Source organism: Rubritepida flocculans DSM 14296, from assembly GCF_000425365.1.
Taxonomy (GTDB): Bacteria; Pseudomonadota; Alphaproteobacteria; order Acetobacterales; family Acetobacteraceae; genus Roseococcus; species Roseococcus flocculans.
Window position 1 is genome coordinate 1 of record NZ_AUDH01000070.1, and the last position, 1531, is coordinate 1531.

The 1531-nt window shown below is 65.6% G+C and carries 2 protein-coding genes; one reads left to right on the plus strand and one right to left on the minus strand.

The window, feature by feature from the left end; translation table 11 throughout:
• The first annotated feature begins 143 nt into the window (after positions 1–143).
• Positions 144–947, plus strand: a complete 804-nt coding sequence (locus H596_RS23670; protein ID WP_084603034.1) for a DUF5131 family protein — start codon at positions 144–146, stop codon at positions 945–947.
• Between the two features lie 9 nt (positions 948–956).
• Here the strand turns inward: H596_RS23670 and tcmP are convergent, their stop codons facing one another.
• The gene (gene tcmP, locus H596_RS22515; RefSeq protein WP_051213441.1) at positions 957–1436 is read right to left on the minus strand and encodes a three-Cys-motif partner protein TcmP; all 480 of its coding nucleotides are present in this window, start codon (positions 1434–1436) and stop codon (positions 957–959) included.
• Positions 1437–1531: the final 95 nt, after the last annotated feature.

Below are 1531 nucleotides of genomic sequence, written 5' to 3' on the forward strand. Positions count from 1 at the left end.
ATCAACGCTGATCTCCATCCCAGAGATCAGCTTCGAATCACACTCCACCGCGTCGAGGGAATCCCCCTCAGGTCAGTTTGTCCACGTGGCCTAGGAAACGGGGAGAACAGACTGTAAACATTACGAATCGAGGGAACCAGCAGGTGGCCAAGAACAGCCGCATTGAGTGGACGGACCACACCTTCAATCCTTGGTGGGGTTGCGTGAAGGTGTCTCCGGCCTGCAAGCACTGCTACGCGGAAGCCTGGGCGAAGCGCGTCGGTGCCGCCGTATGGGGAGCGCGGGCGCCTCGCCGCTTCTTCGGTGAGGCGCACTGGGCCGAGCCTAGGCGTTGGAACCGGGAGGCGGAGTCCAGTGGGCGCAGGCATCGCGTGTTCTGCGCCAGCATGGCGGATGTCTTCGAGGACCGCCGCGATCTCGACCCCTGGCGGGCGAGGCTGGCAGAGCTGATCACAGAGACGCCATGGCTAGACTGGCTCTTGCTCACCAAGCGTCCGGATCGAGCGGCGGCGCTCGCACCCTGGGGCGAGCGCTGGCCACGGAACGTGTGGCTGGGAGCAACGGTAGAAACCCAGACATGGGCGGAGCGCCGGCTCCCTGAACTCGCAAAGGTCCCAGCACACGTCCGCTTTTTATCGTGCGAGCCGCTGCTCGGGCGATTGGATCTCTCGCTCTGGCTGCGGCCCTACATTCATTGGGTCATCGCGGGTGGCGAGAGCGGCGGCCACGCCCGGCCCTCCGATCCGGCGTGGTTTCGAGCACTGCGCGATCAGTGCGTCGAAGCTGGAGTGCCGTTCCACTTCAAGCAGTGGGGCAACTGGGTGCCGGCTGTAGATCGGACGGCGGCAGCGCGCATGATGGGCGGAACCCCACTCGTGCGGGTCGCAAAGAAGGCGGCGGGCCGGCACTTGGACGGCCAGATCTGGGACCAGTTCCCTGCGCCCTGACCGCCCCGGTCAGGCGCCGCGCGGATGCCTGATCATATGGTCGGCGAACTTCAGGGCTAGGTTGTAAGCGGCGGGGTTGCGGTTGGCGCAGGCGAACGCCAGGAGGTACGCCTCTGCACCGCTCCCGCCGCGGGCGAGCGACAGACCGGTCGGGTGGGTGCCGGGGCCAAAAGTCGCCTTGAGGCGTTCGATGACGAACCGTGAGACGTCCTGGAGCGTCGCCTGCCTCTCCTGCCGCAGTGTACCGAAGAGGTCTTGGGACGGTTGGGCATAAAACCTGTCGCGCCAGTCGTCTCCCCCCAGGAAATCGCTGAGCGCACGCTCCCAACCGCTCGAGATCTTGCCGTGCCGGGCAAGCAGGCGAATTAGCGCCTGACCGGTCGGCACGAGGAGCCATAAGTCGACCTTCTGGCTGGCGGCGATCTGCTCTAGCGTGGCCCACTGCACCTGCATTCCGAACGGATCGAGGAACATCACCGTGCGGTCCATGCTAGTGGAGCGATTCCAGCAGACGTTTCCCGCGCTGGTGCTTGCCGATGATGGTGTCGGCGGGCGCGGTCCAGCGGAAGGGCTTCGGGTCGGCG